20 protein-coding genes and 3 pseudogenes are annotated in these 24579 nt (G+C 70.0%); 11 read left to right on the top strand and 12 right to left on the bottom strand.

Translation table 11 applies throughout. The features are described 5' to 3' along the window. Positions 1-720, bottom strand: a 720-nt coding sequence (locus AB0J72_RS56630) for a universal stress protein (RefSeq protein WP_363416824.1), incomplete at its 3' end; no start/stop codon positions are given. A gap of 659 nt (positions 721-1379) precedes the next feature. Between AB0J72_RS56630 and AB0J72_RS56625 the strand changes: the two are divergent. Beyond that, positions 1380-2000, top strand: a pseudogene (locus AB0J72_RS56625) (phosphoribosyltransferase family protein); the annotation flags it as partial. Positions 2001-2703: 703 nt separating this feature from the next. On the opposite strand, the gene AB0J72_RS56620 reads toward AB0J72_RS56625, so the two are convergent. Beyond that, positions 2704-3708: an alcohol dehydrogenase catalytic domain-containing protein gene (locus AB0J72_RS56620; RefSeq protein WP_363416821.1), complete on the bottom strand. Its 1005-nt coding sequence runs from the start codon at positions 3706-3708 to the stop codon at positions 2704-2706. 819 nt (positions 3709-4527) lie between these two features. Here AB0J72_RS56620 and AB0J72_RS56615 point away from each other — a divergent pair. Then, positions 4528-4770 (top strand): hypothetical protein, encoded by a 243-nt coding sequence (locus AB0J72_RS56615; RefSeq protein WP_363416818.1) that lies wholly within the window; start codon positions 4528-4530, stop codon positions 4768-4770. Positions 4771-4788: 18 nt separating this feature from the next. Here AB0J72_RS56615 and AB0J72_RS56610 read toward each other — a convergent pair whose 3' ends face one another. Continuing rightward, a complete protein-coding gene (locus AB0J72_RS56610) occupies positions 4789-5010 on the bottom strand; it encodes a hypothetical protein (RefSeq protein WP_363416816.1) in 222 nt (73 codons plus the stop codon). Between the two features lie 270 nt (positions 5011-5280). Between AB0J72_RS56610 and AB0J72_RS56605 the strand changes: the two genes are divergently transcribed. Together AB0J72_RS56605 and AB0J72_RS56600 are read left to right on the top strand one after the other, a co-directional pair. Continuing rightward, the gene (locus tag AB0J72_RS56605) at positions 5281-5643 is read left to right on the top strand and encodes a hypothetical protein (RefSeq protein ID WP_363416813.1); all 363 of its coding nucleotides are present in this window, start codon (positions 5281-5283) and stop codon (positions 5641-5643) included. After that, entirely contained in the window at positions 5607-6098 is a 492-nt protein-coding gene (locus tag AB0J72_RS56600; protein ID WP_363416810.1) for a hypothetical protein, read from the top strand. The genes AB0J72_RS56605 and AB0J72_RS56600 overlap by 37 nt, the downstream gene beginning before the upstream one ends. Before the next feature lie 1078 nt (positions 6099-7176). On the opposite strand, the gene AB0J72_RS56595 is transcribed toward AB0J72_RS56600, so the two are convergent. Continuing rightward, the gene (locus AB0J72_RS56595; RefSeq protein WP_363416807.1) at positions 7177-7608 is read right to left on the bottom strand and encodes a hypothetical protein; all 432 of its coding nucleotides are present in this window, start codon (positions 7606-7608) and stop codon (positions 7177-7179) included. Here AB0J72_RS56595 and AB0J72_RS56590 point away from each other — a divergent pair. Further along, a pseudogene (locus tag AB0J72_RS56590) lies at positions 7609-7805 on the top strand (DDE-type integrase/transposase/recombinase); the annotation flags it as partial. A 68-nt stretch (positions 7806-7873) separates the two neighbouring features. Here AB0J72_RS56590 and AB0J72_RS56585 read toward each other — a convergent pair. From AB0J72_RS56585 to AB0J72_RS56550, 8 genes and pseudogenes are all read right to left on the bottom strand, one after another. Continuing rightward, a pseudogene (locus tag AB0J72_RS56585) lies at positions 7874-8191 on the bottom strand (Gfo/Idh/MocA family oxidoreductase); the annotation flags it as partial. Between the two features lie 79 nt (positions 8192-8270). Next, a complete protein-coding gene (locus tag AB0J72_RS56580; RefSeq protein ID WP_363416804.1) occupies positions 8271-9479 on the bottom strand; it encodes an iron-containing alcohol dehydrogenase in 1209 nt (402 codons plus the stop codon). A 54-nt stretch (positions 9480-9533) separates the two neighbouring features. Next, a complete protein-coding gene (locus tag AB0J72_RS56575) occupies positions 9534-10994 on the bottom strand; it encodes an NAD-dependent succinate-semialdehyde dehydrogenase (protein WP_363416827.1) in 1461 nt (486 codons plus the stop codon). A gap of 271 nt (positions 10995-11265) precedes the next feature. Beyond that, entirely contained in the window at positions 11266-12342 is a 1077-nt protein-coding gene (locus tag AB0J72_RS56570) for an ABC transporter ATP-binding protein (RefSeq protein WP_363416801.1), read from the bottom strand. Next, positions 12342-13409: an ABC transporter ATP-binding protein gene (locus AB0J72_RS56565; RefSeq protein WP_363416798.1), complete on the bottom strand. Its 1068-nt coding sequence runs from the start codon at positions 13407-13409 to the stop codon at positions 12342-12344. Before AB0J72_RS56565 ends, AB0J72_RS56570 begins: the two co-directional genes overlap by 1 nt. Beyond that, a complete protein-coding gene (locus AB0J72_RS56560; RefSeq protein WP_363416795.1) occupies positions 13409-14320 on the bottom strand; it encodes a carbohydrate ABC transporter permease in 912 nt (303 codons plus the stop codon). Before AB0J72_RS56560 ends, AB0J72_RS56565 begins: the two co-directional genes overlap by 1 nt. Further along, positions 14320-15267: a sugar ABC transporter permease gene (locus AB0J72_RS56555; protein WP_363416792.1), complete on the bottom strand. Its 948-nt coding sequence runs from the start codon at positions 15265-15267 to the stop codon at positions 14320-14322. Before AB0J72_RS56555 ends, AB0J72_RS56560 begins: the two co-directional genes overlap by 1 nt. After that, positions 15264-16628: an extracellular solute-binding protein gene (locus tag AB0J72_RS56550; protein ID WP_363416789.1), complete on the bottom strand. Its 1365-nt coding sequence runs from the start codon at positions 16626-16628 to the stop codon at positions 15264-15266. The genes AB0J72_RS56555 and AB0J72_RS56550 overlap by 4 nt, the downstream gene beginning before the upstream one ends. Positions 16629-16944: 316 nt before the next feature. On the opposite strand from AB0J72_RS56550, the gene AB0J72_RS56545 reads away from it, so the two are divergent. The 6 genes from AB0J72_RS56545 to AB0J72_RS56520 all read left to right on the top strand — a co-directional run. Further along, entirely contained in the window at positions 16945-17688 is a 744-nt protein-coding gene (locus tag AB0J72_RS56545; RefSeq protein WP_363416786.1) for a GntR family transcriptional regulator, read from the top strand. Between the two features lie 83 nt (positions 17689-17771). Then, positions 17772-18341, top strand: coding sequence for a DJ-1/PfpI family protein (locus AB0J72_RS56540; protein WP_363416783.1), 570 nt, complete (start codon positions 17772-17774; stop codon positions 18339-18341). Between the two features lie 19 nt (positions 18342-18360). Then, the gene (locus tag AB0J72_RS56535) at positions 18361-19182 is read left to right on the top strand and encodes an alpha/beta hydrolase (protein WP_363416780.1); all 822 of its coding nucleotides are present in this window, start codon (positions 18361-18363) and stop codon (positions 19180-19182) included. 152 nt (positions 19183-19334) lie between these two features. Then, positions 19335-19721, top strand: coding sequence for a hypothetical protein (locus tag AB0J72_RS56530; protein ID WP_363416777.1), 387 nt, complete (start codon positions 19335-19337; stop codon positions 19719-19721). 175 nt (positions 19722-19896) lie between these two features. Further along, positions 19897-23733 carry a ThuA domain-containing protein gene (locus tag AB0J72_RS56525; protein ID WP_363416774.1) on the top strand — a complete coding sequence of 1279 codons (3837 nt, stop codon included), beginning with the start codon at positions 19897-19899 and terminating at the stop codon, positions 23731-23733. Between the two features lie 373 nt (positions 23734-24106). Then, a partial coding sequence (locus AB0J72_RS56520) for a hypothetical protein (RefSeq protein ID WP_363416771.1) occupies positions 24107-24579 on the top strand: 473 nt, incomplete at its 3' end.

Here is a 24579-nt window from a genome sequence, read left to right as displayed (position 1 = left end):
GATCGTGCGGAAGTCGACGTCCGGGTACTTGTCCCGCCACCCGGCTGTGGACTCGGCCAGGGTGCGCTGCACGTCCTGCCCCTGGTCGTCGGCGTCGACGATCAGCGGCAGCGGGCCGTCGGGGCGGCCGGACGAGGCCGCCCACCGGTGGGCCAGGACGGCCGTCAGACCGGCGCCGCACGACGACGCGTGCTCGAACGCGAACCGCAGCGCGTCGCCGGCGTCGTGCGAGCCGTCGACCCCGACCACGACCCGTTCCGCTTCCGGGCCGGGCGGCCGGTCGAGGTGCCGCACGACCACGACCGGGCAGGGGGCGTGCGTGGCGACCTGCGTGCTGACCGATCCCAGCAGGAGACCGGCGAAGCCGCCGTGGCCGCGGCTGCCGACCACCAGTTCGGCGGCGGTCCTGGCGGTGTCCAGCAACGCCACCGAGGCCGGCTCCGGCCGGGTGGCCGTGGTGAGCCGCACCTCGGGCGCGGCGGCTCTCGCCCGGTCGGCGGCCTCGGCGACGATCTCCGCGGCCGCCTCCTGGATCCCGAGCTCGAACGGTGACGGCAATGGCGGGACGGCCGGCGCGTAGATCGGCGGCGGCCACTGGAACGCGTGCAGGATGTGCATCGGCCGGCCCCGGCGCACCGCCTCCGCGGCTGCCCAGTCGACAGCTTCCAGGCTCGACGGGGAGCCGTCGACGCCGACGACGATGGTGTGTTCGGCAACCATGGTGACCTCCTTGACGGTGCTGCGGGGTGAGCTCCTCCGCGGAGCGCGGCGTGGCGGCCGGGGAGCCGCGGTCACGCGGCGCCGGCCGTGCGGAGCCAGCCGGCCGTCGCGCCGATCGCAGCCGCGAACGAATCGGTGCCCTCCGGCGCGGGACCGTCGCCGACGACCAGCACTGACGCAGCTCCGGCAGTTCGCCGGCGGCGTGTCGGTCGACCGCCTCGTAGCCGATGTTGAGCGCCCGGCCATCGGGCCTGCCGGACAACCACGACCGGGCGTGCTGCCAGGTGAAGTCGTGGCGGACCCAGGCGTAGCCGGCCAGATCGGCTCGCTCGCGGTCGGCCGCCGTCTCCTGTGTGCGTTCGCTCATCAGATGCAATCTTCGTTCTGAGGAGCGGCTGCGTCGCGGGATGCTTGTCGTATCCAGCGTCGCGCGGATCGCCTGGCACGCCCAGCACCGTCGGTCCCGCGCGGCCGGCCCGCGCCGCGTTGCGTCGCGTCCGGCGGTGGGGTGGCGGCACGGGACCTTAGGCCCTGACGTTTTCCGCCATCACCGCGTCACGGTGGCCGAGTGAGGCCGATGTGCGGGCCGCGTACCGACCTGTACGGGGTCCGGACGGCAGCCGGCCACTGCCGCCGCCGCTGTCACCTGGAGGTGGATCATGAAGATCGCAACCCCGCTCTTCAGCGACCGGGTCGACGCGGGCCGCCAACTGGGCCGCAAGCTGGCCCGGCTGCGCGGCCAGGACGTCGTGGTGCTGGGCCTGCCCCGTGGCGGCGTGCCCGTCGCCGCCCAGGTCGCCGAGGAGCTGAACGCCCCGCTGGACGTCATCGTCGTGCGGAAGCTCGGCGTGCCGTGGCAGCCCGAGCTCGGCATGGGTGCCATCGGCGAGGACGGCGTGCGCGTCCTCAACCAGCGCGTCATCAACCTGGCCGGGATCGGCGACGAGCAACTGGCCGCGGTCGAGCGGACCGAGCTGGCGGCACTACGCCGCCGCGCCGGGCTACTCCGCGGCGACCGGCCGGCGATCGACCTGGCGGGTCGGACCGTCGTCATCGTCGATGACGGCATCGCGACCGGGTCGACCGCACGGGCCGCCGCGTGGGTCGCCCGCGCCCGAGGCGCCGCCCGCGTCGTCCTCGCCGTCCCGGTCGCGCCCGCTGACGCGATCGGACCGCTGCTGCGCGACTGCGACGAGGTGGTCTCCGTCCGGCCGCTGACCAGGCTGTCGTCGGTCGGCCAGGCGTACGAGGACTTCACGCCGACCACCGACGACGAGGTCCGCGACCTGCTCGTCCGGCACAGGGCGGTGAGCCGCCCGGCACCGGCTCGGGCGCACTGGCACGACGAGGAGGTCGTCGCCTGCCCGCGGACCCTGCGCCTGCCCGGGCGCCTCACCGTGCCCGCCGGCGCCGACGGACTGGTCGTGTTCGCCCACGGCAGCGGCAGCAGCCGGCACAGCCCGCGCAACGAGTATGCCGCCGCTGTGATGCACCAGGGCGGGCTCGCCACGTTGCTGTTCGACCTGCTCACCCCGGACGAAGCGGTCGACCGGGCGCAGGTGTTCGACATCGCGCTGCTCGCCCGCCGGCTCACTGAGGTCACCGCGTGGGTGCGCGAGCACCCGCTGTGCGCGACGTTGCCGGTCGGCTGGTTCGGCGCCAGCACGGGCGCGGCCGCGGCGCTGTGGGCGGCTGCGGAGCCGCATGCCGGCGTCGCGGCGATCGTCTCCCGGAGCGGCCGCCCCGACCTGGCCGGGCGGCGGCTGTCCGCAGTGACCGCGCCCACCCTGCTCATCGTCGGTGGCCGCGACCCTCGGGTCGTGGCGCTCAACCGGGCCGCGCAGGCCCAGCTGCGCTGCCCCAACCAGCTGATCGTCGTGCCTGGCGCCACGCACCTGTTCGAGGAGCCGGGCACCCTGACCACCGCCGCCCGGCAGGCTCGCGGCTGGTTTGTGAGACACGGACTACGGCAGGCCACCGAGCTCAGGGCGTGACGACGACCTTCAGTCCGGCGCGCCGGACCGCGGTGCCGAACGCCTCCGTGGCCTCGGACAGTGGGAAGCGGTGCGTGACGAGCGACGCGACGTCCACCCGCCCGCGCTGGACGAGGTCGATCGCGCGCGGATAGACGTCGTTCATCCGCCGGCACATCGCGAACGTCAGGCCCTTGCGCCGCGCCGCCCCGGCCGGGAACGTCGTCGTGTCCTCGTCCGGGATGCCGACCAGGACGATCCGCCCGCCGGGTCGGGCCGCTGTGACCGCCGCGTGCACGGCCCGGTCGTTGCCGGCCACCTCGAACACCACGTCAGCGTCGACGCCTTCCAAGCGGTCCGCGCTGTCGTCCGCCACCGTCTCGTCCGCACCGACTCTCTGTGCCGCTGCCGTCCGGTGTACGAGAGGATCCATCGCCACCACACGGGTCGCGCCGGCCACCCGTGCGAGCTGGATCAGCAGCAGGCCGATCGGTCCGCAGCCGACGACCGCGACCGACCCGCCGAGCCGCAGGTGCCCGAGGTCGAAGGCGTGGACCGCGATGCCGAGCGGCTCCAGCATCGCGCCGTCGGTGTCGGAGAGGTTGTCGGGCAGCGGGTGCAGCAGGTCCGTCGGCCAGGTCATCCACTCGCGCAGCGCACCGTCGAGCTCGCCGTGACCGGCGAAGCGGACGGCGGGGCAGAGGTTGCGGTACCCCTCCAGGCATCTGGCGCACCGCCCGCATGGGATGGCCGGGTCGACGGCGACGCGGCGGCCGTGCAGGGGACCGCCCGTCACGACGCCGGCGAACTCGTGACCCGGCACGACCGGCCGGGTCAGCTGCGCGTCGCCGATGCCGCCGTGGGTGAACCAGTGCAGGTCCGAGCCGCACAGCCCGACGGCGGTGACCCGCACCAGGCTCATGCCGTCGCCGGCCACCGGCCGGGGCTCGCTGGTGCCGCGCAGCGCGCCGATGCCGTGCAGCCGCACCGCCAAGCCCGTGCTGTCGTCGTCCATCCAGCAATGATGACCCACCACCGCGGGCGGTGTACGTGCTGCGCGCCGCGTTCGACCACCCGTACCGCGAGATCGCCGGATCCTCGACATCACGGAGGCCACCAGCTGGCAGATTTTCCACCAGGCCAAGCAGCACGTCGCGGAGGGCCGGGCGCGCGGAGCTAAAGAGACCGCGACGCGGGTCGTCGTGGCCGTTCGAGCGTCGCCTGATTGTCGATCCGGGCGATGTCCAGGCCCGGTGCCGCATCGACATCAAGCAGACAAACGTCCTACACCCCGGCCAGCAACAGCCGCAGCAGGTACCACGGCGGCGTCAGCGTCGCTGCTCCACCCACGGTTGGGCTTCCCAACGCGTCTCGCAGCCAGCCGATGACCCGGCGCAGGTTGTCGAGGTTGCTGTGCGCGTCCAGCTGCGCGATGCCGGGCGGCAGCGTCGCGGTGCGGTTGCGCTCCTGCCATTGGCCGAGCAGGCCGTGGAGGGCGAGCCGGGCGGCGGCGGGCAGGGGCGCAGCGCTGTGATCGCGCGGTGGTGGGCTCGGCGGGGGTGCCCGGAGCGGGTCAAGCGCAGCGGCGTCGATCCGGCCGGGCCGACCGCTGCGGCCGTGAACGCTATCTGCGTGGCAGGTCCGGGAGGTGGCGTTCCGGGCGTCCGTGAAACCGACTCGTGGCGGGCCGGCCTGACGCCTCTGCTGTTCGACGCCGCCGGCGCCCGCAAACCGCCTACTACGGCGCGCTGTCTGGGATGAGGATCCGCGCCCGCGCCTGCGCGACACGGCGTCGTAACGGCGATGTGCGTGTTGCGCCATAGGCTGCGCCGCCATGGACTGGGAGCTGTTCGGGTTCGGGCTGGCGTTCGTCGTGGCGGGCGCGGCCCTTGCGACGAACGTCAGAGGGCTCGCCACGAGGTGTCTGACGATGCCTGCGGATGTGGCCGCGTTGGTCAGCCAGTACCGGCAGGTGTCCGCCGACCGGGAACGCGACGCGGTCCGCACCGCGCGGCTCACCGGCATCGTCCTTACTGTCTTCGGGGTCGGGATGACGGTCAGCGCGTGGTGGCGGTGAGCCGCCCAGCCGAGGCGGTCAAGCAGACAGGGTGATGCGGAGCATGATGCGGTCCCGCGCGCCGCGGACGACGATGCGTTCGATCAGCATGAGCACGCGGTACGCCAGGCCGTACTTGCGCCGGACGAGCTCGGTCATCCGGGCCATCTTCGCCGGTTCAGTGACGATCTCGGCGGAGCCTGCGACGGGCCGGGCGTCCTCGTCGACCTTGCCGCTGCGGGTACACGGGACCAGCAGCACGCGGGGGGTCGCGGCGCACTCGTTTGACCTTGCTCACCGAACGACGAGGCGTTCGACCCCGTGTCGCAGACCTGCTGTTCGAGCACCGCGGTGCGTCTCGCTTGCTCGCGGTTCGGCCATCACTCGACCGGGCGGCCCTCGAACCGGGCGGCCCTCGAACCGGGCGGCGCCGGGCCGCCGCAGTCACGCCGGTCGTATCGAGAACAGTGGGTGTCGCTGGGCGTGACCGCCGGGTCACACGGTCAAGATTCGATGCGTAAAGATGTGTCTATGTCTTCGCGTTCTGGGGTCGTCGTGGCCGTGGACATCGGCACGGCCCGGATGAAGGTCGCGTACGCGGGATCGGACGGGGCCGTGCACGTCGTCCGCTTCGACGGGGACGGCTGGACACCCTCCGCAATCCTGGTCGAGCCGGACGGCAGCCTGGTCACCGGACCGGCCGCGTCCCGCCGGGCGGTGCACCGTCCGGAAGGGCTCGTAGCCGATCCGATGAGCCGGCTGACCGCAGACACCGTGGACGCCGGCGGGCCGCGCTGCGCACCGCGCTGCAGCGGGTCGGTGCAGACCACGCGGAGCTGGTCGCCGCGCCGGTCGCGGTGGGCTGGTACCTGCTCGCTGGTGGTGCCGAGCTGACAGAGCAGGCCTTCGTCGTCTGCGACCTGGGCGCCGGGTTCACGGCCACGGTGCTGTCCCGGACCGGTGACGGGTTCGACGTCCTCGCCAGTGTCGACGCCGCGGACGGTGGTGGTGACGCGCTGGACGTGGCGGTCGCGGAGTTCCTGGCGCCGTCCGGTGGGGCGGCGGAGCTGCTGCTGCCTGCCAGGTTGGCGAAGGAGGCGCTGTCGGTGACCCAGACGGTGCTGGTGCCGGGCCCGTCGGGGGAGCAGATTGTGTTCGGGTTGCCGCAGCTGCGGCTGGCGGCCGCCGGGGTGGTGGATGCGGCCGTCGCCGCGGCGGTGCAGGCGGTTGAGGCCGCTGACGTCGGCCGCGAGCACCTGGGGTTGCTGGTGTGTGTCGGTGGGGGAGCGCGGCTGCCGGTCGTCGCGGACGCGTTCGGTGACGTGGTCGGCGTCCGTCCGGTTTCGTGACCGCAACCAGCAGGCACCGTCCGCTGGCTGGGTGCCGTCCCGGGTGGCGTCGTACACGCGCCCACTGCCGCAGTCCCGCTTCGCCGTGTGCATGGCCAAGTCCGCGCAGCCGAGCACGGTGCCCGGGCCCACGTTGCCGCCGCTGCCGCGCACATGGAGGACGGCGACACTACACCGCACCGGCATCGTCCGGGCAGCGCTCGGCAGCAGGCCGCTCAGCGTGGCGACCACAACCTGTGGGGTACGGGTACTGATCACGATGAAGTCGTCGCCATAGGGCGGGGCGACCCTATGGCCCGGCCCGTCGCTGGCCGCCACGTCATGCAGGAGTCAGATACTGCGGCCAGATAGACGTCGCGGCCGTGATGGCCGTGGACGTCGTTCACGCCGTGCATGTCGAGCAACGCGATGGTCACCGCTCCCCGGACGCGCACGCATCGGCGAGACGACGCTTGGCGACCGGCGGGCGGCAGCCCGGTGACCGGGTCGGTGCCGGCGTAGGCGGGCGGTGATCGTGAAGCGCGGCGCCGGAGCACTGCTTCGCCGGTGATGGGTCGGGTCGGCGAGCCGGTCCACGGTGTGCCGGGTGAGGTCGCGGTGCGGGGTGCTGTTCGGCAGGCACGGGACGGTCAGGACGTACGGGCTGTTGGGCATGATGGATACCTCCAATGGGGACAGTGCTGCGACACCGCAGGGACCCCGTCACTGCAGACGGCGTGCGGCAGTCGTCGCGGACAGCGACCCGACAGGTGGGGCGGCGCAGCGTAGGGCGTGCCCGCGCAGGCGCGGGGTGCGCAGGAGGCGCACAGGCGTGAGGGCTTGGGCGGCGCCAGCGGGCGGGACAGGCCGACCAGCCGGAAGGCGGCTGGGCCGGCGACCGCGGATGTGGGCGACAGACCCCGGTGGAGCAACCGATGGATTCACAGATGTGAGCCTCGACCGTAGCGCGGCCACCCAACAGCCCGGCCCGCCGAGACCTCCGCGGCCGCGAGTGCGGTCACCGGTCCTGAGTTGGGACTGTTGGGTGCCCGTCGCCGCGGTCCACGCCCCGCAGCCGGCACGACGGCGCCGCCGCGGGTCAGGACGTGTCGAGCAGCCGCAACGGGTCGTCGTGCGGCTGCGGCGCGGCCGGGTTCAGCGGACCGGGTTCGCCGTGCCCACCGGGCAGGTCGGTGAGCCGCATCGGGTGCCGGCCGTTACCGGCGACCCGCCACACCGGCCCGGCCGGGCCGTGCAGGCGGCGCAGCCGCCCGGGATCACGGGCGGCCTCCGGGCTGGTGGTCGCGACCATCAGGCTCGGCTCCGGCTGGTCGGCGAGCCGCCGATGCAGGTGCTGTTCCCGGGCGCGTGTCGGCAGCACGAACAGCACCGGATGGTTGGGGCCGCCGGCGGCCCGTAGCCGGGCCTGCGGGGCGAGCTTGTCGACCAGCCTGCCGACCGGTTCGGTGCCCCAGTCCAGCTCGAGGAAGAACCCCGTCTCGGTGTCGCCGTCGGCCCAGACGCCGTTCATCCATTGCTGCCCGACGCAGCCAGATTCTGCCGGCACGCACCTGGCGACAGGTGGTACGTCGACGAGACCTACATCGAGGTCAACGGTGTCTGGCAGTACGTGTACAGGGCTGTCGACCACCACGGCAGCTCATCGACGTACTCGCCGCCCGCCGCGACGCCGCTGCGGCACGCCGGTTCTTCCGCCGTGCGATGACCTTGTTGAAGGTGCGAAGTCGCCTTTGACAACGGCGTCGCCGGCCGGGTCCGCGCGATGCGGTCATGGCCTCCGCATCGTCGACCGAGTTCCCCGACGGCTTCTCGCAGAGGACGTGCTTGCATGCGTCGAGCGCCGCGATGGCGATCTGGGCGTGCGTGTCGCCGGGCGTGCAGATGTCAATGACGTCGATGTCCGGCCGCTCCACCAGCTCCTCGCAACCGGGGACCGAGGACTGCCACCCGAGAGTCGCCGCAGCACGGCCCGGCGCTGCCGCCTCACGGCCGCAGAGCGCGACCATGCGTGGCGACAGTGGTAGGTCGAAGACCCGGCCGGCCGTGCGCCAGGCCTGGGAGTGGGCGGCTCCCATGAAGGCGTAACCGACCATTTCGATACCCAGTGCGGGGCAGGGAACTCGTCGTCATGTGAAAGGCCCGTCACTATCTTCTGCTCGGAGTCAGGACGTATCAGGTCCGGTCCCCGATCCAGGCCGCTTCGAGGATCGCGGTCAGGCTGGCGGTGTCGGTCGGGCCTGGATGGTTCTGGATCAAGCGGGTGATGCCACCGGCCATCTCCGCGAAGCGCGGGAGGTCGGCGCGTGCCACGCCGATGTCCGCCAAGGTGGCAGGGATGCCGATGTCGGCGAGGAGCCCGTCGAGCCAGGTGAGGAACGCATCTGCGCCCTCGGCATCCGAGGCGTCGGTCACGTCGAGCCCGCACACCCCGGCGAGGATGGTCAACCGGTCGCCGATGGCGTCCCTGGCCGCGTCCAGCGCGTAGGGCAGCAGCAGCCCGACGCCCAGGCCGTGCGGCGTGTGGGTGGCTGCGCCGATGGGGTACTGGAGGGCGTGCGGGGCCGCGTTGCCGGCGTGGGAGAAGGCGAGCCCGGCGAGCATGGACCCGTAGGACATGTCTGCGCGCGCGTCCGTGTCGCCTCCGTCCCTGACGGCACGGCGCAGGCTGCGGGCGATCCGCTCCGCGGCCAGGAGCGCGTAGTGATCTGTGATCGGGTTGCGGCCGAGGAAGACCTGCTCCACCGGGTCGCGCGGTCCGTGGGCCCGGGGTCGCGCGGTGTAGCTCTCCACCGCGTGACAAAATGCGTCGATGCCGGAGTGGGCGGTGACGGTCGCAGGGCAGGTGTAGGTGAGCTCGGGGTCCACGATGGCGTAGTCGGGCACGATGTGGACGCTGGAGACCCCCACCTTCAGCGCGCGGTCCGGGTCGGTCAGCACCGAGACCGGCGTGAGCTCGGAGCCGGTGCCTGACGTCGTCGGGACCGCGACGAGAGGAATCGTCGGCCCCGGCACCTTCGACTCGCCGTAGAAGTCACGCGGCGTCCCACCGTGGCGCCGGATGACGCCGACGATTTTGGCGAGGTCGATCACCGTACCGCCGCCGATGGCGAGGATCACGTCGGCGTCCACCTCTGCGGCGACCGATACGGCCAGGGCGACATCGGCGAGTGGCACGTCCGGAGTGGCGTCGGCGAACACCGCGACGACTTTGGCCTTCTCCCGTACGGCGGCCACGATCTCGGCGACGCCCGGCTGCCCCAGAAGAACCCGGTCGGTCACGATGAGGACCCGGGAGCCGCACTCGGCCACCACTCGTGGGATGTTCTGCGCGACCCCTTCGCCGACGATCAGCTGGCGTGGTCCGCGGACGGTCTCAAGCATGTCAGTGCCTCTCTGGAACGTCGGCGGCGATGTGCTGGGCGGACGGCGAGCCGGTCACGGTAGGTCGATCGCCGCGTAGGTGACGTCGAGGTACTCGAGGATGCCCTCGTGTGACCCCTCCTTGCCGATCCCGGACTGTTTCACGCCTCCGAACGGAGCTGACGGGTCCGAGATCAGACCACGGTTGATGCCGAGCATCCCCGTCTGTAGCCCCTCGGTGAACCGCAGCGCCCGCTGGAGGTCACGGGTGAAGACGTATCCGACCAGGCCGTATTCGGTGTCGTTGGCCTTGGCCAGCACCTCGTCGTCGGATGTGAACGACATGATCGGCGCCACCGGGCCGAAGATCTCCGCCTCCAGCATCCGCGCGTCGTCGGGCACGTCGACGAGGACCGTCGGCGGGTAGAAGTGGCCCGGCCCGTGCGGACGCTCGCCGCCCACCAGGACGCGGGCGCCGCGATCGACCGCGTCGGCGACGAGCTCGTCGATCTTGGCGACCGAGGGTTCGTCGATCAACGCTCCGACGTCCACGCCGTCGTCGAGACCATGGCCCACCGACAGCGCGCTCATCCGCTCGGCGAAGCGCGCCGTGAACTCCGCGTACACCGGCTCCTCGACGTAGATCCGGTTGGCCGCGATGCAGGACTCCCCGATGTTGCGCATCTTGGCCACCATGGCACCGTCGACCGCGACATCCAGGTCCGCGTCGGCACACACGATCAGGGCCGCGTTACCGCCCAGTTCCATGGAGGTGCGCAGGACGTTGTCCGCCGCCTGTCGGAGCAGCACGCGCCCGACCTCGGTCGACCCGGTGAACGAGAGCTTGCGGGTCCGACGGTCGGCCAGCAGCGCCGAGACCACCTCGCCGGCACGCTTGGTTGTCACCACGTTGACGACGCCCGGGGGAACGCCGACCTCCTCCATGATGCGGGCCAGGAACAGCATGGTGAGTGGCGTCTGGGCCGCTGGCTTGGTGATCGTCGTGCAGCCCGCCGCCAGCGCAGGAGCGATCTTGCGGGCCCCCATGGCCAACGGGAAGTTCCAGGGCGTCACGAAGACGCACGGTCCGACCGGCTTCGGCACGGTGAGGATGCGGTATCCACCGGCCGGAGCGGTGTTGTAGCGTCCCTCGACGCGCACCGCCTCCTCGGCGAACCAACGGAAGAACTCGGCGCCGTAGGCCACCTCGCCCCGAGCCTCGGCGAGCGTCTTGCCCATCTCGAGCGTGATCAGCCGGGCGACCTCCTCGGACCGCTCGGTCAGTGCTTGATACGTCGCGGTCAACAATGCTGACCGTTTTCGCGGCGGGGTCGCCGCCCACTCCGCCATTGCCATGCTCGCCGCGTCCAGAGCGGCGAGCCCGTCAACGACGCCGGCGTCCGCCACCTCGGCGATGGTCTTGCCGGTGGCGGGGTCTTCGACGGCAAAGGTGGCTCCGCCGGCGGCGTCGCGCCAGGCGTCGCCGATCCGGAGCCGCCGGTGCTCGGGGGCCAGGACGTTCATCGGGTCACTCATTTGCGCCGCCTCCTGTGACGTTCTTGGTGATGTCCAGCGTGAGCTCAGCGTTCGCGCCACGCGCGTGGACGAACGGGGCTCACGACCTCGTCGGGGTCCGGGTTGCCGAGCGGGTCGAACGTGGCCCTGGCCGCACGGCGACGCCCCGCGCCACCGATCGCTTTCTCGGGCCATGGCAGCCTCGGCGTCGTCAGTCCGTGCTCACCGGTGACGGTCCGCCGAGGCTCGATTGCCACGCGCGGGCGCATGTTGACGTCGCCGCTCTACGCGGTTACCTCCCGGCCTCGGACAGCGCTAGCCCGGTGTCCGCGTCGAACAGGTGCGCACGGTCCAGGTCGACCGTGACGCGCAGCCGCTCGCCCGGCTTGCCAGTGACGGTGGGTCGTGCCTTGACCTTGAGGATCTCCGTCCCCACTCGGACGTCGACCACCGTGCGGTCACCGAGCGGCTCAAGCCCGTAGAGCTCACCCTCCAACGACGCGTCCCCACGCTGCTCGACGGACAGGTCCTCCGCGCGCACGCCCAGCAGCAGCTGGCGGCCGTCCTCGGCCGTGGTCCAGCGGGGCCGCGGCAGCGTCCAGCCTTCCGCCCCGACCAGACGATCTCCCTCGGCGTGGCAGGCGAGCAGGCTGATCCGCGGGCTCCCGACGAAGCCTGCGACCCACTGGTTGGCCGGCCGCTCGTACACCTCGGTCGGCGTTCCGACCTGTTGGACCGTCCCCTCCTTGAGGACCGCGACCTGGTCGGCCATCGACAGGGCCTCGACCTGGTCGTTGGTCACGTAGACGAAGGTTGCCCCGAGGCTGCGGTGGATGCGGGTGAGTTCGGTGCGCATCTCGACGCGGAGCTTGAGGTCGAGGTTCGTCAGCGGCTCGTCCATGAGAAACGCGCGCGGGCGACGGACCAGGGCCCGGGCCAGGGCGACACGCTGCATCTCACCGCCCGACAACTGCGCGGGACGGCGCTGCAGCAGACGTTCGATGTGCAGCAGACTCGACACCTGCTCGACGGCAGCGGCGATCTCGCTCGCAGAACAGCGGCGTGCCCGCAGCGGCGAAGCAATGTTCTCGTACACCGTGTGTCGCGGGTAGAGGGCGTAGTTCTGGAAGACCATGGCCAGGTCCCGTGCGGCCGGTGCGTCACCGGTCGCGTCCCTGCCGTCCAGATGCACCGACCCGGCGTCGAGCTTCTCCAGGCCGGCGATCGCTCGCAGGGTCGTCGTCTTGCCGGCCCCGGAGGGCCCGAGCACGACGAAGAACGAGCCGTCCGGGACGTCCAGCGTCACCCCGTCCAGGGCCTGGACTTCACCGAAGGACTTGCGCAGCCCGTGCGCCGCAACGGTTCCCATCAGGCCACCAGTTCTTCCGTGCGCACGTCGTAGACCGTCGGGGTCCCGCCGGAGTGCCGCAGCCCGACCGGTGCGTCAACGGCGAAACGGATTGTCGGTGGCATCCGGACCCGTACGTCGCGCTCGCCGCCGTGGTCGATCACGTAGATGATCTCGTCGCCCAATCCTTCCGCCGCGACCACGCGGGCCGGGACCGAACGGTCCGCCCCTGGTGCTGTGACTTCCAGCGCCTCCGGCCGGACGCCCGCGACCAGGGAACGATCGCGTGGCAGGCCCGGCGGTGGCGTGAGGACCAGTCCGCCCTGACCGCGCAGCATCCCGTCGGCCACCTCCACCCCGATCAGGTTCATCGGCGGGGAGCCGATGAACGCGGCGCAGAACAGACTCGCCGGACGGTCGTAGACCTCCAGCGGCGTGCCGATCTGCTCGACGCGGCCCTTGTTGAGGATGGCGATGCGGTGACCGAGCGACATCGCCTCGACCTGGTCGTGGGTGACGTAGACCATCGTCGTGCCCAGCTGCCCCTGCAGGTGCTTGATTTCCGTGCGCATGTCCGCCCTCAGCTCCGCGTCCAGATTGGTGAGCGGTTCGTCCATGAGGAATGCGCGCGGTCGCCGCACCAGGGCGCGAGCAAGCGCGACGCGCTGTTGCTCCCCGCCGGACAGCCGGCGCGGTCGCCGGTCCATGAGCGGACCGAGCCGCATCAGCCTGGCGGCTTCGTCGACCCGCTCGCGCACCTCCCGCTCGGGCAGTCCCTCGGCCCGCAGCGGGAACGCCAGGTTGTCGCGGGTCCTCAGATGCGGGTAGAGCGCGTAGAACTGGAACACCATGGCGATGTCGCGCTCGGCGGGCGGCAGGTCGTTGACCAGCGTGTCGCCGATGCGGATGTCGCCCGTCGTCTGCCGCTCCAGGCCGGCGATGGCCCGCAGCGTGGTCGTCTTGCCGCAACCGGAAGGGCCGAGCATCACGAACAGCTCGCCGTCGCCGATGGACAGATCCACATGATCAACTGCGACCGTCCCGTCCGGGTAGCGCTTGTGCAGGGCGGTCACCTCGATGCCCGCCATCAGCGTCGCACCGCCCCGAGCGTCACGCCGGCGATGAGGTGCTTGCGCACCAGGTAGGCGAAGACGAGCACCGGCAGGGCGAACACCACGGAGGCGGCGGCCACGAGACCCCAGTCCACAGTGGTGCCACCGATGAGGCCGGCGATGGCGGGTGGGGCCGTCCGCACGTCGTCGCTGGAGGTGAGGAAGATTGCGAACACGAACTCGTTCCACGAGAAGATGAGGGCGAAGACCGCCGTCGCGGCGATGCCGGGCACGAGCAGGGGCAGGGTGAATTTCCGGAACGCCTGCAGGCGGGTGTAGCCGTCGAGCATGGCGGCGTCCTCGTACTCCGCGGGCACCTCGTCGACGAACCCCTTCATCATCCAGATCGTGAACGGGACGTTGAACGCGGTGTAGATGAGGATCAGGCCGAGCTGGGTGTCGATGAGCCCGACCTGGCGGTACATGAGGAAGATCGGGATCACGACCACCACGGGCGGCATGAAGCGGGTGGACAGGATGAAGAACAGTTGGTCCTTCTTGGCCTTCAGGGCGAAGCGTGAGTAGGCCCAGGCCGCCGGGACCCCCAGCACGGTGGCCAGCGCCGTCGAGACACCGGCGACCACGACGGAGTTGAGGAACGAGACCGACAAGCCGGAGCGACCGCCGCCGGAGGAGACGAACACGTCCTTGAAATGGTCCATGGTGACGGTGAAGCCGAAGAGCTTGGCCGGGACGGCGTAGACGTCCCGGTTCTCCTTGATGGACGTCTCGATCATCCACAGCACCGGGAAGAGCATGACGACCGCCAGCGCGGTCAGCAGCGCGACTTCCAGCAGGGAGCGGCCCCGGCCGCCGAGGCGGCGGGTGGGTGGCGTGTGGTCCCGCGCAGGTCCGGTGGACACTGCCTTATCCACGGAGATGGCCATCAGTCCTCCTTGAGCTTGTTCAAGTAACGCAGGTAGAACTGCGTGAGGACGATGACGACGAGGACCATGAGGATCCCGTACGCGGAGGCGGTTCCGGTGTTGAAGCCCAGGAACGCCACCTTGTAGACGTGGAACGACAACGTCTCGGTGGACACCCCCGGACCTCCGCTGGTGAGGATGTAGACGAGGTCGAACTGCCGGAAGGCCTCGATGGCCCGGAACAGCACGGCGATGAGCAGCAGCGGCCACACAAGGGGGAGCGTGATGGTGCGGAAGCGGAACCACTCGGACGCCCGGTCGATCGAGGCGGCCTCGTACAGGTACTTGGGGACCGCGGTGAGACCCGCGAGCGCGATGAGCATGATGAACGGCGTCCATTGCCAGGTGTCGACCACGATCAGGGAGAGCAGTGCCGTGCGCTGCCGGGTGAGCCACTCCACCTGCCCCAGGCCGAGCGAGCCGAGCATGCTGTTGACCACGCCGAACTGCGCGTCGAGCATGAACCGCCAGAACAGCCCGACCACGACCGGCGACAGCATCATCGGCACCAGGAACAGCGTGGTCAGCACTCCTCGCCCGCGCGTGCGCCGGGAGATCAGGTAGGCGATGGTGAAGCCGAGCACGGTCTGCAGGGCGACGGCGCCGACAACGAAGATCAACGTCGTCAAGGTCCTCTGGTGGACCTGCGGCGACGTGAGGATCGCGGTGTAGTTGCCGAACCCGACGAACTCGGCGGGCCCCCCGCGGGTGGCCGAGTAGTCGGTGAAGGACAGGTACAACGTCCACAGCAACGGGAACACCGACATGGCGAGCAGCAGCAGCAACGCGGGGGAGGTGAAGACCACGGCGAGCCCGCGGTCGCTCAGGCGGGACCGGCCCCGCGCAGGCGGCGTCGCGGACGCCACCTGCCCGGAGCCGTCGGTCTTCAGCGGGACGGGGTCACTCACAGCCCGCCGCCGCCCTTGCGGTTGCTGGAGTCGAGCACCTTCTGCTGCTCCTTGGCGATGTCGTTGAGCGCGTCCTTCGGCTGCTTCGCGCCGTTGAGCGCCGCGTTCACGTTGGTGTTCTCGATGTCGACGAGGCGCGCGTACTCGGGCACGTTCCACATGTCCCGCATCCGCGGCACCGAGTCCGCGTACACCTGGTTGAACGGCGAGGCGTTGAGGAACTCGGGCGACTGCAGCGCGTCCGTGCGCGCCGGCACGCCACCGGCCGCGGCCCACTTCTTCTGGATATCGGCCTGCTCGAACCACTTCATGAAGTTCAGGGCCTCCGCCTGGTTCTTCTTGTCGGCGTAGGCCGAGATGTGCATCCCCATGCCGCCGAGCGGCACTAGGTTCGTCTTCTGCGCCGGCAGGGTGGCGAAGCCCAGCTTGGTGAGAATCTGCTCCCGCGAGGTGCCGAGCGTCGACTGCTTCGGGTCGAGCAGGCCGCCGCTCGCGGCGATCCACTGGAACGCGATGCACGCCTTGCCCTGGGCGACCGACGCGTTCACCTCGTCGATGAACCAGTTCCCGGAACCCTTGGCGGTCAACGGCTTCATCTTGTTGACCAGGACGTCCATCGCCTCCTGCCCCGCCTGGTCGTTGAGGACACCGTCGATCTTGCGGTCCTTGGCGTTCCAGAGGTTGCCGCCGTAGACGCCGTTGACCGTGTTGTAGGTGACGGCCGCGGCGTCGGAGCCGTTGGCCTGGTGGAACGCCAGCCCGCTGACGCCGGGGTTGTCCGCCTGGCACTTCTCGGCAGCCGAGATCATCTGGTCCCAGGTCTGCGGCGGCTTGTCGCCGATCAGGTCCTTGCGGTAGATCATCGTCCACGTGTCGCCGAGCAGCGGCAGGCCGTACAGGCTGGCGTTTTCGTCGCGCTTCCCGGTCTCCGCCTGGGGGAACTGGCCGTAGGCCGCCAGGAGGTACGGGTTGTAGGCCTTGACGTCGATGTTCTTGTTGACGAAGTCGGTGATGTCGAGGATGTTGCCGTTCGTTACGGCCTCGCCGATGTGTTGCGAGTCCAGGATCGCGATGTCGAAGTCGGTCTTGCGCGCGGCGAACTGGGTGAACATCGCGTCGTGCCAGTTCGCGTTCGGCACGGTGTTGACCTTGATGGTGACGTTCGGCCGCTCCTTCTTGTACTCCGCGTTCGCGAAGTCTTCCAGCGCGTGGGCGGGGGGCCAGTCGAACCAGATGAAGCTGAGGGTCAGCGGGTCCTGGGTGAGCGCCGGGATGCTCGCCGGTGCCTTGGGGGCGCCCGCCTTCGCGCCGTCGTCGTCGCCGCCGCACGCCGCCACGGTCGTGGCCAGCAGTAAGGCCACCGCCGCGAGCCGCGCCTTTCGGCCTCGTCCTGTTCGCTGTGGGTACCGCATCCTCTGCCTGCTTTCTGGGTGGGGTGTTCGGGAGCGTTGCTGCGTGCATCGCCGAGCAGGTGCCGGGGTGTTCAGGGCCTTGCCGCAGACCGGCGTCACGGGGACAGCGCGGGTCGTGAGAGCCTCAGATGATCGAAGTTGCGGGCTGGCGGGCGGTTCCGCGAGAGTGCTTTTCCTATACGATCCGAGTGCGCGTCAGCATGCAGCAGCGCTGCGATCGATGTCAACAGGTTCGCGAAGACGCACGAAAGGGCCTCACGTCACGATGGACGACGAAGCGACGATCGGGTGGGGCCACGGGGCCGTGGCGGGCGTGATGCCGCCGGGAAGATCAAGCGGCCGGCTTGCCGACGAGGTGTACGACACGCTGCTCGGACAGCTGATGTCGCTGCGGATCGAGCCTGGCTCCCGCGTCACGATCGACCTCCTCGCACGAGAGCTGGGGGTCTCGCAGACGCCGATCCGGGACGCGCTGAACCGCATGGAGGCGGAGGGTCTGGTCGTGCGCGTGCCCCATGCCGGCTACCGCATTCCCCCTCAGATCACCCGTCACCGGTTCGAGGACATGCTCGAGATCCGCCTGCTCCTCGAGCCGGCGGCGGCACGCAGATCCGCCGAACGCGCATCCCCGGAGCAGGTGGCCGGCCTGCGACGAATGCTGGAGGAGATGGCTGAGCTGGAGCGGGGCGAGGGGCCCACGGCCTACGGCGCCTTCGGGCTGCGCGACGCGGCTTTCCACGATCTCATCGCCCTGAGCGCGGAGAACCAGCTCATCCGCGAAGCGCTCGCTCGCCTGCACACGCACGTGCACCTGTTCCGGCTGCACCACGACATCCAGGTCACGCACCTGGCCATGGCCGAGCACGAAGCAATTGTGGCCGCGGTCGCCGCGCGTGACCCCGACGCCGCGGCCTACGCGATGCGCCGGCACATCCTGCGGTCCGGCGAGCGGTTCCGGCGACTGTTCGACGAGGCCGAGGACGCGGACGGAATGGCGGTAGAGGCTTGACGGGCGGCCGGGCCCGAGGAATGCTGACGCAACCGGATCGGATCGGATTGGATTTGCCCAGCCCCAGATGCGAGGAGAAGCAGGTGCCCAGAGCACTGGTCCTGACCGGCGACGCCGCCGAGGAGCTCGACACCATGTATCCCTACTATCGCGTGCAGGAGGGCGGCTGGGACGTTGACGTCTCGTCACGGACGATGCGTGACGTGCAGCTGGTCATCCACGAGTTCGACCCCAACTCCGACGCCTACGTGGAGAAGAACGGCCGGAAGCTGCCCGTCGACGTGCCCTGGTCCGAGGTCGACGTCGAGCGCTACGACGCCCTCATCATCCCCGGAGGACGTGCCCCCGAGTGGATCCGGGTCGACGCCGACGTCAGGCGCATCACCGAGCACTTCTTCGCGCGCAACCTCCCGATTGCGCTGGTGTGCCACGGCGCGCAGGTGCCGGCGGTGTACGGGCTGCTGAAGGGTCGGAAGACGGCGTGCTTCCCCCCCATCACCGGTGACATGGAGAACGCGGGCGCGACGGTCATCGACGCCCCAGACGTCGTGGACGGCAACCTCGTCTCCTGCCGGGGGTGGCCCGACATGCCGCAATTCGGCAGGGCGATGATGGAGCTGTTTTCGAAGTCCATCGACTCCGAATCGGCATGAGCAACCCCGACCTGCCCCGGTGACGGCACTTCGGACCGTCACGGTCGACGGCTCCCCCGTCCACGTCATGGAGAGCGGCACGGGGCCCGCGGTGCTGATGCTGCACGGCTCCGGACCCGGCACGACCGGGTCCGGCGCCTGGGCAACGACGGCGGAGGCGCTGGGCACGTCCTGGCACCTGGTGGCTCCTGACCAGGCGGGGTTCGGCCGCACACCAATCCCGGCGGGCTCCAGAGGTGGGCTCCGGCTGTGGACGGAGCAGGCCGCGGGCCTGATGGATGCTCTCGGTGTCGAGCATTACGCCGTGGTGGGTCACTCCATGGGCGGTGCCGTGGCGCTGGCGTTGGCGGCCGCGCGTCCCCGGCAGGTCACCCATGTCGTGGCGGTCTCGACGATGGGCGCCCCCGGGGCGCCGCTGTCCGCCGAGCTCGACGCGATCTGGGCCGCCCCCGCCGGCCCGCTCGGGGCGCGAGACATGTTGAGTCGCCTCGTTTACGACCAAGCGCTCGTGACCGAGTCGGCAGTCGATGCCCGTGCAGCCGCGATGCGAGCGGGGGCGGCCGCATTCGCGTCATTGTTCCCCCCACCTAGGGCACGTTGGGCCGACGAGCTCGCCCTCTCTGCGCAAACGCTGGCAGGGGTCCGCGCGCCCGTGCTGCTCGTCCACGGCGCCGAGGACCGAGTCACCCCGATCGGGACGGCAGCCCTGCGCCTGCTCGAACATCTGGCCGATGTCCGTCTGCACGTGTTCGGGCGATGCGGGCACGTGCCGGCGATCGAGCACCCGCACGACTTCAGGCGACTCCTGTCGTGCTTCCTTTGCCGGGGACAAGGTCACTAATTCGGGACTTTTGACGAGATAGACAAAAGTCTGCTCGCTCCGAACGTAAGTATTTACATTTTTGGAAGAAGTCCATTACTGTTCGGGCGTAACTTACCTCCCTGGAGAGGTCCGCCATGGTCCTTTCGCCGGTTCTGCCTGATCGTTCTTCGTTGCCTGCGCGGCTGCTCTGGTTCGAGATGGACATCTACTGGGCGTTCGTCGCGCAGCACCGGTACCAGAAGTACACCGATGCCGGCGGTGTCACCCGGACCAGCATCTTCGACCCGCTGGCTACCGTCTTGCCGATGCCCCACCGGTTTCCGCTGTTCCACGTCAAGGACGGCGCGCCGGCGAACAACGCGGACGGATACAACTTCGTCCCGGTCGGCACCGGTGTCCTGCCGCTGCGGGAGTTCCTCAACGCGGTCCCGCAGAAGGGGTACCACTACCCCAACTATGAGCAGGACAATGCGCCGGGGAATGCGACAACCGCCCCCAACCAATCCCTGGACTCGTCGCGGATCAGCTTCGGCAACATCGCCGGCTGGCGCGGCTAGATAGACCGACTCTCCCGCCCGCCCAGGGCCGCTTCTTCATTGGCGTGCAGAGCGGCCCGGGGCGGGCGAGGAGGACGGCGAAAGCAGAGGAGATTCCATGCACCTCAGACACCCCACCGTCAGACGCAAGGCTACCAGTCTGGTAGGGCTGCTAGCACTGCTCGGTACCGCGGCGGTGGGAGCGACGCTGACCAGCACGACCACGGCAGCGGCCGCTCCCAACCCCAAGGGCATCCAGTACAAGGTCCTCGTGGTGCGCAGCACCCAGGACGCGGTGTCGTCGGCCGGCCTGGCCGCGATCCGGGATGCGGCCAGAACCGGTGATTTCACGGTCGTGGCGCCTGGGCCCGCTGACATAGGCGACCATTTCACGGAGAAGAAGCTGGAGCAGTACCGCGCGGTCGTGTTCTTGGACACGGGTCTCGCGAGCCCGCTCACGGACGCGCAACGCGCGAACTTCGAGAGCTACTTCCGCAACGGCGGCGGCTTCGTCGGCGTCGGCTCGGCGGTCGAGACCGACGAGTCCTGGTCGTTCCTGACCGACATCCTGGGGACGCGTGCGTCCGGCAGGACCGACGTGCAATCGGGTGACGTGAAGGTCGCCGACCGCGTCCACGACGCGACCAAGGATCTGCCGCAGCTCTGGTCGCGGACCGACAACTGGTACAACTTCACGAAGAACGTCCGCGGTGTGTCACACGTCCTCGACACCGTCGTCGAGGACCCGTTCGGGCCGCAGCCGCAGGGCGGCAACCTCGACGGGATCGCCGGGGGCACGATGGGCGCCGATCACCCGGTCTCGTGGTGTAAGGACTTCCGGGGCGGCCGCTCGTTCTACACCGGCCTGGGCAACACGGCCGCGAGCTTCGACGCCGGCCTCACCAAGCACCTCAAGGGCGCGATCGGCTGGGCCGCAGGCCAGGCCGACCCGGTCTACAGCGATTGCGGCGCGACCGTGCTGGCCAACTACCAGCAGACGAAGATCGGCTCGCCGCCGAACCTGCAGGAGCCGATCGGCTTCGACCAGCTGCCGGACGGCCGCGTTCTGCAGACGGACCGCCTCGGCTCGCTGCGCATGCACGACTCGACCACGGGTGTCACCACGGTCGTCGCCAACTTCGCCGATCCGAGCCTGCCGATGACGCAGCAGATCTACTCCGCGGGCGAGGACGGGCTCTATGGCCCGGCGGTCGACGCCAACTTCGCGACCAACAAGTGGGTCTACCTCTACTACTCGGCGAAGGAGGTCACCGACGTCAAGCTGAGCGACGGATCGGTCGTCACCCAGATCACGCCGAACACCACCCCGCCGAACGTGGCGGCGTCCAAGACCGCGTGGGATCCGTACGTGGGCTATTTCCAGCTCAGCCGCTTCAAGTTCGTCGACGCCACCGACAGCACGCCGGCGCACCTCGACATGGGCTCCGAGCAGCAGATCATGCGCGTGCCGGTCAACCGCCAGGAGTGCTGCCACGTCGCGGGCGACATCGACTTCGACAAGCACGGCAACCTCTGGATGGTCACCGGCGATGACACGCCCGCGGGCGGCATCAACGGCGGCGGCTACGGGCCGTACAACTCGCAGAAGACCGACGAGCAGCAGACCGTGCGCGTCACCAACGCGACGGGCGGCACGTTCACGCTGACCTTCGAGGGCCAGACGACGGAGCCGATCGCGTGGAACGCGGATCGCAATGCGATCGACGCGGCGCTCGAGGCGCTCTCGAACATCGAGGCGGATGAGATCCAGACCAGCGGCGGCCCGGTCAACACGTCGAACGTCAACGTGTTCTTCCGCCGCGGCAAGCAGCAGTCCGATCAGCCGCAGATCACCGCCGACGGCGCCGGCCTGACCGGCACCGCCACGCGGGCGATCGCCACCAACACGGCGCAGGCGGGCGGCTGGTATCAGCGGCTCACCGGTGACTCGCGCCGCAGCGCGCTGAACACCAACGACCTGCGCGGCAAGGTGCTGCGGATCAAGGTCAAGGACGGCAGCATCTCCGCCGCCGACGCCAACAAGGTCGACTTCGGCTCCGGCACAGGCGCCTACTCGATCCCGTCGGGCAACCTGTTCCCGCTGGTCGCGGGCGCGCCGCAGGACAAGACGCGGCCGGAGGTCTACGCGATGGGTTTCCGCAACCCGTTCCGGATCCAGGTCGACGAGAACGACGTGGCCTACATCGGCGACTACTCGCCCGACGCCCAGACACCGCAGCGCTCGCACGGCCCGTCGGGCACCGGCCGCTACGAGATCGTGCGCAAGCCGTCCAACTACGGCTGGCCGACGTGCTACAAGCGCGACCTCGCGCACTACGAGTGGAACTTCCACGAGTTCGCGCCCGGCACCACCACCGCGGGCACGCCGCTGAACAACCCGCCTCAGAAGTTCGACTGCGACGGGCCGACGCAGCGCAACGACTCGCTGTGGAACATTGAGGGCGGTCCGACGGTCGAGCCGGGCCTGAGGGACGTCCCGCCGGTCACCGACCCGGACATCTGGTACTCCTACCGCGACAACAACACGAGCGCGCCGCTCGGCACCCCGTGCGAGGCCTCCTACGCGCCGACCCCGGGCCCGATCGCGCCCGGCTCGACGACCGAATGCCCGCGGCTGTTCCCCGAGCTCTACACCGGCGGCGTCGGTCCGCACGGGGTCACGAAGTACCACTACGACCCGGAGAACCCGAACCCTAACAAGTTCCCGCCGTACTACGACGACTCGGTGATCATCAGCGAGTGGACGCAGGACACGCTGCGCGAGGTCAAGCTCGACAAGCAGAACAACCACGTCCAGAAGATCAACAACTTCCTGGATTGCGGCAGCCGTGCGAACGCCGTGGCAGGCAGGTTCCAGTTCGAGTGCGACAACCCGATGGACGTGCAGTTCGGTTCTGACGGCGCGTTCTACATGCTGACCTACGGCAATGGGTTCAACGTCATCAGCCCCGACGCGGGCATGTACAAGTGGGAGTACGTCAAGGGCAAGCGCGCGCCGAAGGCCGTGCTCACCACGAACCGCACCGACGGCTCAACGCCGCTGACCGTGAACTTCTCCAGCGCCGGCTCGCTGGATGAGGATCCCGGCGACTCGATCCGCTACGAGTGGAACTTCGGCGACGGCTCGGCGATCGGGACCGACCCGAACCCGACACACACCTACACGCAGTCCGGCCGCTACACGGCCGTGCTGACCGTGCTCGACTCGTCCGGCAAGCAAACCTCGACCAGCACCGTGATCACCGTGGGCAACACGAGTCCGACGGTGGTCGTCAATACGCCGGTGGAGGGCGGGACGTTCGCGTTCGGCGACGACATCCCGTTCTCGGTCACGGTCACCGACCCCGAGGACGGGACGGTGAATTGCTCCGAGGTGCAGGTGACGTTCGTGCTCGGCCACGACGCGCACGGCCACGCCGAGGAGTCCGTCAACGGCTGCTCGGGCGTGCTCCACACGGACGCCGACGACGCCTCACACGGCGGCAACGTCTCCGGCGTGGTCCAGGCGCGCTACACCGACCACGGCGGTCCGGGCGGCGTCCCACAGCTGACCACGACCGGCCAGCACCAGATCCGCCAGAAGCACCAGGAGGTGGAGTTCGTCGTCAACCAGTCCGGCACCAACACGGCGACCAACACCGACGGCGGCGCCGGCGTGCACCGCGGCAGCCTGGGCGCGGGCGACTGGCTCCAGCTCAACGGCCCATTCAACCTGACCAACATCGATTCGATCACGTTCCGCGTGGCGGACGCGGCGACCGGCCGCACGCCCGGGTCGCCGCTGGCGGCAATCGAGGTCCGTCAGGACTCGATCACCGGGCCGATCCTGACGACGGCCAACCTCGTGTCCACCGGCGGGACGGGAACCTGGACGAGCCAGACGTTCCCGGTCTCGATGTCCGGGACGCATGAGGTGTTCCTGGTGTTCCGCTCGGTCACGGGCGGCGCCACGGGCGGCAACCTGGTCAACCTCAACTGGGCCGAGTTCGTCGGCACGGGCATCGGCACCTAGGCCACCAACGTTCACCGGGTGACCGGCGGCCTTCGGCCGCTGGTCACCCGCGCCGGCGAAGCGTTCTATCGAACGAACGATCACTTTCAAGGTGATCGCTCTCCGGCCTACGCCCCCGGGACGTTTGAGGACAGACGTGTCATCAGCGAGCCGGCCACACCCTGGCCCTTCCGACGGCGATTCCGCCGTTCGCGATGGTCGCCTCGTTCGTGGTCTGCCTCCGCGTCCCACCGCAGAAGTGGAAAGGAACCGCATGCCCAACCAACCTCACACCGCGAAAGCTCTGCGATCACACCCATCCGGCCGGACGGCCGGAGACTCCCGCCAACGCCTGGTCCGCTACCTGGTCGCCGCCGCCTTACCGGCCGCGTCCATGTCCGTCGGGTCGCTCGTTCTCGCCGCCCCGGCCTGGGCCGCACCAACCAGCGCGGCGGCCACGCTCACCCCGGCCGTTGCCACCGGCACCAACAGCTGGTATCGGGGTCCCGTCACCCTGAACCTGTCGGCGACCGACGGGGCCGGCGGCGTACAACGTCTGGAATACCGCCTCGGCAACACGGCACCCTTCCAGACCGTGGCGTCCGCGCCCAGCCCGTTCCCCGGCACACTGAGCGGCTCCATGCAGATCACCCAGCAGGGCACCACGACCGTCGGGTACCGCGCCGTCAGCGGTGACGGTTCCGTCGAGTCCACCCGCACCATCACCGTGCGGATCGACACCGTCGCCCCGGTCGTCAGCTGGCCCGGCATCGTCGACGGGAAGGTCGGCCACACCGCCACGCTGATCCCGACCCGGACTGATCCCGCGCCCGCCTCCGGCGGCGTCTTCATCCAGAAGATGTGGAT

It is taken from the genome of Dactylosporangium sp. NPDC049742, from assembly GCF_040674675.1.
Taxonomy (GTDB): domain Bacteria; phylum Actinomycetota; class Actinomycetes; order Mycobacteriales; family Micromonosporaceae; genus Dactylosporangium; species Dactylosporangium maewongense.
This window is presented reverse-complemented; position numbering and strand designations above follow the sequence as displayed.

Bases quoted from the DNA above. Each gene is read 5' to 3' on its own strand.
- AB0J72_RS56580 (WP_363416804.1), bottom strand. From the start codon at position 9,479: ATGCTTGAGACCGTCCGCGGACCACGCCAGCTGATCGTCGGCGAAGGG.
- AB0J72_RS56605 (WP_363416813.1), top strand. From the start codon at position 5,281: ATGTCTTCGCGTTCTGGGGTCGTCGTGGCCGTGGACATCGGCACGGCC.
- AB0J72_RS56620 (WP_363416821.1), bottom strand. From the start codon at position 3,708: ATGGACGACGACAGCACGGGCTTGGCGGTGCGGCTGCACGGCATCGGC.
- AB0J72_RS56595 (WP_363416807.1), bottom strand. From the start codon at position 7,608: ATGAACGGCGTCTGGGCCGACGGCGACACCGAGACGGGGTTCTTCCTC.
- AB0J72_RS56575 (WP_363416827.1), bottom strand. From the start codon at position 10,994: ATGAGTGACCCGATGAACGTCCTGGCCCCCGAGCACCGGCGGCTCCGG.
- AB0J72_RS56570 (WP_363416801.1), bottom strand. From the start codon at position 12,342: ATGGGAACCGTTGCGGCGCACGGGCTGCGCAAGTCCTTCGGTGAAGTC.
- AB0J72_RS56560 (WP_363416795.1), bottom strand. From the start codon at position 14,320: ATGGCCATCTCCGTGGATAAGGCAGTGTCCACCGGACCTGCGCGGGAC.
- AB0J72_RS56615 (WP_363416818.1), top strand. From the start codon at position 4,528: ATGGACTGGGAGCTGTTCGGGTTCGGGCTGGCGTTCGTCGTGGCGGGC.
- AB0J72_RS56545 (WP_363416786.1), top strand. From the start codon at position 16,945: ATGGACGACGAAGCGACGATCGGGTGGGGCCACGGGGCCGTGGCGGGC.
- AB0J72_RS56565 (WP_363416798.1), bottom strand. From the start codon at position 13,409: ATGGCGGGCATCGAGGTGACCGCCCTGCACAAGCGCTACCCGGACGGG.